Annotated in this window: 7 protein-coding genes; 6 read left to right on the forward strand and 1 reads right to left on the reverse strand. The window is 69.1% G+C overall.

Annotation, left to right across the window (positions count from 1 at the left end; all coding sequences use genetic code 11):
- From Q0C81_RS12745 to Q0C81_RS12770, 6 genes are all read left to right on the forward strand, one after another.
- On the forward strand, window positions 1–959 hold a 959-nt coding region (locus tag Q0C81_RS12745; RefSeq protein ID WP_291838412.1), incomplete at its 5' end, for a putative DNA modification/repair radical SAM protein.
- Complete coding sequence (locus Q0C81_RS12750; protein ID WP_291838414.1) at window positions 959–2,386, forward strand: UdgX family uracil-DNA binding protein; 1,428 nt, start codon at window positions 959–961, stop codon at window positions 2,384–2,386. The genes Q0C81_RS12745 and Q0C81_RS12750, both read left to right, overlap by 1 nt.
- Window positions 2,387–2,504: 118 nt before the next feature.
- Window positions 2,505–3,620, forward strand: coding sequence for an ABC transporter permease (locus Q0C81_RS12755; RefSeq protein ID WP_291838416.1), 1,116 nt, complete (start codon window positions 2,505–2,507; stop codon window positions 3,618–3,620).
- Complete coding sequence (locus tag Q0C81_RS12760; RefSeq protein WP_291838419.1) at window positions 3,617–4,402, forward strand: ABC transporter ATP-binding protein; 786 nt, start codon at window positions 3,617–3,619, stop codon at window positions 4,400–4,402. Before Q0C81_RS12755 ends, Q0C81_RS12760 begins: the two co-directional genes overlap by 4 nt.
- Before the next feature lie 13 nt (window positions 4,403–4,415).
- Entirely contained in the window at window positions 4,416–5,354 is a 939-nt protein-coding gene (locus Q0C81_RS12765; RefSeq protein ID WP_291838421.1) for an MlaD family protein, read from the forward strand.
- On the forward strand, window positions 5,351–5,971 hold the full coding sequence (locus Q0C81_RS12770; protein ID WP_291838423.1) for an ABC-type transport auxiliary lipoprotein family protein: 621 nt from the start codon (window positions 5,351–5,353) through the stop codon (window positions 5,969–5,971). Before Q0C81_RS12765 ends, Q0C81_RS12770 begins: the two co-directional genes overlap by 4 nt.
- Here the strand turns inward: Q0C81_RS12770 and Q0C81_RS12775 are convergent.
- Entirely contained in the window at window positions 5,968–6,486 is a 519-nt protein-coding gene (locus tag Q0C81_RS12775) for a TetR/AcrR family transcriptional regulator (RefSeq protein ID WP_291838426.1), read from the reverse strand. The genes Q0C81_RS12770 and Q0C81_RS12775 overlap by 4 nt on opposite strands.
- Between the last annotated feature and the right edge of the window lie 303 nt (window positions 6,487–6,789).

Raw genomic sequence — 6,789 nt, forward strand, 5'->3', positions numbered from 1 at the left:
TGGACCTGACGCTGAGCTTTTACCGCCGGAACTACATCGAGGGTCTGTTCCTGTCGTCCGGCATCATCCGGTCGGGCGACTATACGATGGAGCAACTGGTCCTGGTGGCGAAGACGCTGAGGGAGGCGCACGACTTCCGCGGCTACATCCACCTGAAGCTGATCCCCGAGGCGGACGAGCGGCTGATCGCCGAGGCGGCGCTGTACGCCGACCGACTGTCGGCCAATATCGAACTGCCGCGCGACGAGGCCCTGCGGCGGCTGGCGCCTCAGAAGGACGTCGGCGTCATCAAGAAGGCGATGGGGCAGGTGCGGCTGGGCGTGGAAGCCGCCAAGCCAAGCCGGCGCGAGCGGGTCAAGGCGCCGAAGTTCGCGCCGGCGGGCCAGTCGACCCAGTTGATCGTTGGGGCCGACGGCGCGCCGGACACGGAGATCATCGACCGGTCGGCGTCGCTCTACGGCGGCTACGGCCTGCGCCGGGTCTACTATTCCGCCTTCAGCCCGATTCCGGACGCGTCTTCCAGCCTGCCGCTGTCGAAGCCGCCGTTGATGCGGGAACACCGGCTGTATCAGGCCGACTGGCTGATGCGGTTCTACGGCTTCTCGCCGCCTGAAATCGGAGAGGCGACGACGGACGGGATGCTGGACCTGGCCATCGATCCGAAACTGGCCTGGGCCCTGAACCGGCGTGAGCAGTTCCCGGTCGATGTGAACACCGCTCCCCACGAGAGCCTGCTGCGCGTGCCGGGCCTGGGGGTGAAGTCGGTGGACCGGATGATCTCGGTACGGCGTTACAGGACCCTGCGGCTGGAAGACGTGGCGCGCCTCTGTCGAGGCATCGACAAGGTGCGGCCCTTTATCGTGACCCTGGACTGGACGCCGGGCGGGCTGACCGACGCCGCCGACCTGCGCGCCCGGATCGCGCCGGATCGGCAGCCCGTGCAGATGAGCCTGTTCTAATGCGCGTCGCGGCCCTGGCGGGCGAGACGGACTTCGAGGGCTGGCGCAAGGCGGCGCGGGCCTTCCGCGCGGCGGGCGTGCCGCCGGAGGAGGCCGCGTTCCGCGTGGGAGCTGATGCGGGCGGCCTGTTTGATGAGGCCTCGCTTCAAACGGGGGAGGAGGCGCGGTTTCCTGTTCCCCGGGCCTTCGTCGATCTGGCCGGGAACGTGATCCTGCATCGGTCCGCCGACCGGTTCGATCTGCTGTACCGGCTGCTGTGGCGGCTGGAGCGCGAACCGGACCTGATGAAGGTGGTCAGCGACCGCGACGTCGCCGACGCCTTCGAGCGGGCCAAGAACGTCAGCCGCGCCAGCCACAAGATGAAGGCCTTCGTCCGCTTCCGGCTGGCCGAGGACGACCGGGGAGAGGCCTGGGTCGCCTGGTTCGAGCCGGCGCATCGGGTCGTGGAGAAGACCGCGCCCTTCTTCGCCCGGCGCTTCTCGTCCATGCGCTGGTCGATACTGACGCCCGACGGCTCGGCCTTCTGGGATACGCAGGCCCTGACCTATGGCCCGCCCGCCACCCGGGACATGGCGCCGGCCGAGGACGAGGTCGAGGAGTTCTGGAAGACCTACTACGCCTCGACCTTCAATCCGGCGCGGCTGAAGACCAGGACCATGCAGGGGGAGATGCCCAAGCGGTACTGGGCCAATCTGCCGGAGGCGGCGCTGATCCCGGAACTGGTGGCCGCGGCGTCGGTTCGGACAGACGCCATGGTCGCCGCGCCCGCTCCCGAACCCAACGTCCGCCTGGCCAAGACGCTGTCGCGGATGAACCGGGACCATGCCTTCGAGGAGGGCTTCGTCCCGTCCGATCTCGAAGAGCTGGGTCATGCGGTGCAGGCCTGCCGCCGTTGTCCGCTGTGGCGGGATGCGACGCAGGGGGTGTGCGGCCAGGGGCCGAAGCGGGCGAAGCTGATGATCGTGGGCGAACAGCCGGGGGATCAGGAGGACCTGGCCGGGCGGCCCTTCGTCGGCCCGGCGGGACAGGTGCTGGACGCCGCGCTGGAGGAGGCGGGGATTGATCGCGGCGACGTCTTCGTCACCAACGCCGTGAAGCATTTCAAGCACGAACCCCGCGGCAAGCGGCGCATCCACAAGACGCCGGCGGTCAGCGAGGTGAGCGCCTGCCGGTGGTGGCTGGACGCCGAGCGGCGGCTGGTGAGGCCCAGGGTGATCCTGACGCTGGGCGGGACGGCGGCGCTGGGCGTGCTGGGCCGAAAGGTGGCCGTGACCACGGAACGGGGGCGGCCCATGCCGCTGCACGACGCGACCGCTCTTCTGACGGTCCACCCTTCCTATCTGCTGCGGATTCCCGACCGTGAGGCGGCGGCGAAGGAGCGGGAGCGCTTCGTGGCCGACCTGAAAAAGGTCCGCGGCCTGCTCTGAGGCGTAAACGTTTGAAAGCGTGGCTGAACGAATACGGCCGCGTGGCGTTATGATGGGCGCCGCAGCTTTGCCGTAGAGCAGGCATAGGCAAGCGCCACGGGGCGATTTAGGTAGGGGCATGGCCGCAGCGGATTTCCAGATCGACGACGGCGGACCGGGTCTGACCCTGCGTCTGACCGGCGACTGGACGGCGACCGAGCTGGGCCGCATCTCGCGCCGGCTGGACGACGGGCTGAAGGGCCGCGAGATCACGTCGGTGGACCTGACGGATCTGGGCCGGTTCGACACCGCCGGGGCGCTGGCGATCATTCAGGCCGGGCATGCCCAACTGCCCGCATCGGCCTGGGCCGAGCGTCCGGAGGTCGGGCGCACCTACGCCATGGTCGAGAAGCTGGAGCGCGACAGCGCCGGGCCGCCGAAGCGGTCGCCGGGCTGGATCCGGACCTTCGCCAAGATCGGGCGCGGGATGCACGACATCCTGGCCGAGGCGACCCTTTCGATGGCCTTCCTCGGACGGCTGGTCACGGCCACGGGTTCGACGGCCAAGCACTGGGACAAGATCCGCTGGCCCGCCTGGTTCAGCCAGGGCGAGCGCGCCGGGCTGGACGCCATCCCGATCGTGGCGGTCACCAACTTCTTCATCGGCGCCGTCATCGCCTTCCTCGGCGCCAACCTGCTGACCCAGTTCGGGGCCGGGGTGTTCACAGTCCAGCTGGTCGCGGTGGCGACCCTGCGCGAACTGGCGGTGCTGATCACGGCCATCCTGCTGGCGGGCCGCTCCGCCTCCTCCTTCGCGGCCGAGATCGGCTCGATGCGGATGAACCAGGAGGTCGACGCCATGCAGGTGATGGGGGTGAACCCCTTCCAGGCGCTGGTCATTCCGCGTCTGGCCTCAATGATCGTGATGCTGCCCATCCTGACCTTCGTCGGCATGCTCGCAGGCCTCCTTGGCGGCCTGCTGGTGACGTGGAGCCAGCTCAGCTACGGCCCGGCCTTCTTCGTCCAGCGGATCAGCGAGGATCCGATGATGGGCACCCATCTGATGGTCGGCATGGTCAAGGCGCCGGTCTTCGCTATCGTCATCGCGGCCATCGGCTGCCGGCAGGGCATGGCCGTGGCGGGCGATGTCGAAAGCCTCGGCCGCCGGGTGACCGCGGCGGTGGTGCAGGCCATCTTCGCCATCATCTCGCTGGACGCCGTCTTCGCCCTGATCTTCCTGGAGCTGAACCTGTGACGGCTTCCCAGACCGGCGCGCCGGAAAAGCTCATCGAGGTGCGCGGACTGCTGAGCCAGTTCGGCGACCGCACGATCCACGAGAACCTCGACCTCGACGTGGAGCGGGGCGAGGTCCTGGGCGTGGTCGGCGGCTCGGGCACCGGCAAGACGGTGCTGCTGAACACCATCATCGGCCTGAAGGAGCCCGAGGGCGGCACGGTCAGCATCCTGGGCCACGACCGCGCGACGCTGACCAAGGCGCAGGAGGCCGACGTTGAGCGGCGCACCGGCATCCTGTTTCAGCAGGGGGCCCTGTTCTCGTCGCTCAGCGTGCTGGACAACGTGGCCTCGCCCCTGGTCGAGCACACCCACCTGTCGCGCGAGGTGATCCGCGAACTGGCCGAGATGAAGATCGCCATGGTCGGGCTGGGGCCGGAATCACACCATCTGAAGCCCGCCGAGCTGTCAGGCGGCATGCGCAAGCGGGTCGGCCTGGCCCGCGCGCTGGCGCTGGACCCGGAACTGCTGTTCCTGGACGAGCCGACGGCCGGGCTGGACCCCATCGGCGCCGCCGCCTTCGACGATCTGATCCGCCAGCTGTCGAACGATCTGGGGCTGACGGTGTTCATGATCACCCACGACCTCGACAGCCTCTACGCCATCACCGACAAGGTTGCGGTGCTCGCCGACAAACATGTGGTCGCCAAGGCCACGGTCCAGGAGTTGGAGAAATCCGACCATCCCTGGATCAGGGAATACTTCCTGGGGCCGCGCGGTCGCGCTGCCGACAGGGCCGCTTGAGGAGAGCGGGAATATGGAAAGAGACGCTCATTACGCCGCCGTCGGCATCGCCACCATCGCCCTTCTGGCGGCGCTGGCCGTGTTCACGATCTGGCTGGCCCGCCTGCAGTTCAACAGCGACTATGATCTCTATGACATCGTCTTCTACGGCCCCGTGCGTGGGCTGTCAGAGGGCGGCGAGGTGCATTTCAACGGCATCCGCGTCGGCGAGGTCACCGACCTGAAGCTGGACCCGAACAAGGGCGACCAGGTCATCGCCCGCATCCGGGTGGACGCCACCACCCCGGTGCGCGTGACCAGCCGCGCCCAGCTGGAGCCGCAGGGCATCACCGGGCTGAACTATATCCAGATCACGGCGGGCGACCCCAACAGCGCCAAGCTGAAGGAACAGTACGCGGCCAATTCGGTGCCGGTGATCCAGAGCCAGCCGTCGCCGATCGCCGAGCTGCTGAGCGGCTCGGGCACGGTGCTGGCCCAGACGGTGGACGCGCTGAACCGGATCAACCGGGTGCTGTCCGACGACAATGTGCGCAGCTTCTCGACCAGCCTGAAGAACATCGAGTCCCTGACCACCGAACTGGAAGCCCGCAAGGGCATGCTGGAGCAGCTGGAGCAGGCGCTGACCCGCGCCAACGCCGCCGTCGGCGAGTACGAGCAACTGGCCATCAGCACCCGCCGGGTCGTCGAGGGCGATGGGGCGAAGGCCGTGGCCAACGTCAACGCCGCCGCCGAGGAGGCCCGCGAGGCCGTGGCTTCGATCAACCGTTCCGCGACCAGCCTGGAACGGCCGCTGGGCGACTTCGCCACCACCGGCCTGCCGCAACTGCAGCAGTCGATCCAGCAGCTCGACGAGGCGACCCGCTCGCTTCAGGCCCTGATCGACGACGTGCGGGCCAGCCCGCGCGAGTTCATCTCGCGTCCGCAATCCCGTGAACTGGAGGTTCAGCCGTGATCCGTCTCCTGAAAGGCGCCGCCGCCCTGGCCGCCGTCGCCACGCTGGGCGGCTGCTCCCTGCTGTCGACGCCGGAACCGGCCCAGCTGTACCGCTTCGGCAATCTGCCCTCGGGCGTGAACGAGCAGGAAAGCCCGGCCTCGGCCGTGCAGGTGGCCATGCGCCGGCCCGAGTTCGCCCAGGCGGTGCGCGAGGACCGCATCCTCGGCGTCACCGGCACCGAGGCGGCGTACATCAAGGGCGCGCGCTGGGTCAGCTCGGCCGACATCCTGTTCAGCGACTCGCTGGAGAGCGCCTTCGCGGCGCAGGCCACGCGGGTGCGGCTGGTCGGGCCGCGTGAACTGACCCGCGCCTCGCAGGCGCTGGACATCGACGTGCGCACCTTCGAGGCCCGCTATCACACGCCCGGCGCCGCGCCTGTGGTGACCATCATCGCGCGGATCCGTCTGCTGAACACCCAGGAGCGGACCGTGGCGGCGGAGCGCGTCTTCACCATCGAGCAGCCGGCCGGGGAGAACCGCATCGGCGCCATCGTCGCCGCGTTCGACACGGCGGCGCGGGACTTCAACACCCAGGTCGTCGAGTGGACGGACCAGAACGCGCGGGCGGCGGCCTAACGCCCGAGAAGCCGGCGGGCGAGCATCTCCGACGAGCAGGCGACCTCACCCGCCAGCCACATCCGCAGCATGGCCAGCGCGCCGGCGGCCGCGCCCATGGCGACCAGCGCCCGGGGCGGCGCATCCGCGTCGTCGCCCGGCAGACGGGCCTCGATCATGGCGGCCAGCTTGCGCTGCAGCTTGATCGCCAGCGGTGGCTCGAACAGCATCCGGCCCGCCGCGCGCTGTTCCCAGACATGATCCAGCATAAAGCGGACGGAGCCCAGGTTGCCCCGGCCTGTCGCTGCGTCGGCTAGCGGATTGAACAGGGGTTCGATGACCGCGACGAGGACCTCGTCCTTGTTGCGGAAATGCTCATAGAAGGTCGAGCGGCCGACGCCGGCCGCCTCGATGACGTCGGCGGTGCGGATCGCGCCGTAGCGGCGGCTGAACAGCAGGCTGACGAAGGCGTCGGAGATCGCCTTGCGGGTCCGCTGGATGCGGCGGTCGAGATCGCGGGGCGACGGCTGATCCATGACCGGACGATAGCCACGGACGGACCCCGGGTCACGGCGGCGATGGCGGACAATCCGGCCTGATCGTCCGGAAGCGGACATCGGGGCGGGTTCGTCTCTCGCCTTCCCGGATCGCCTTGCCCAGACCTGAGGCGTCGAACGGGAGGGCGGAATGGATATGAAACGCGAGGCGCGGCAGGCGGGGACGCTGATGCTGGCGGGGACGGGGGCGTCGGTGATGCTGATGCTGCACCACCCGACATCGCTGCGAGGTCCCGATGACGGCCTGCTGCTGGGGGACTGGAGCAACGCCGGGGTGCATGG

This window comes from Brevundimonas sp. (assembly GCF_023259385.1).
Taxonomy (GTDB): domain Bacteria; phylum Pseudomonadota; class Alphaproteobacteria; order Caulobacterales; family Caulobacteraceae; genus Brevundimonas.

Bases quoted from the DNA above. Each gene is read 5' to 3' on its own strand.
- Q0C81_RS12750 (WP_291838414.1), top strand. From the start codon at position 959: ATGCGCGTCGCGGCCCTGGCGGGCGAGACGGACTTCGAGGGCTGGCGC.
- Q0C81_RS12755 (WP_291838416.1), top strand. From the start codon at position 2,505: ATGGCCGCAGCGGATTTCCAGATCGACGACGGCGGACCGGGTCTGACC.
- Q0C81_RS12765 (WP_291838421.1), top strand. From the start codon at position 4,416: ATGGAAAGAGACGCTCATTACGCCGCCGTCGGCATCGCCACCATCGCC.
- Q0C81_RS12775 (WP_291838426.1), bottom strand. From the start codon at position 6,486: ATGGATCAGCCGTCGCCCCGCGATCTCGACCGCCGCATCCAGCGGACC.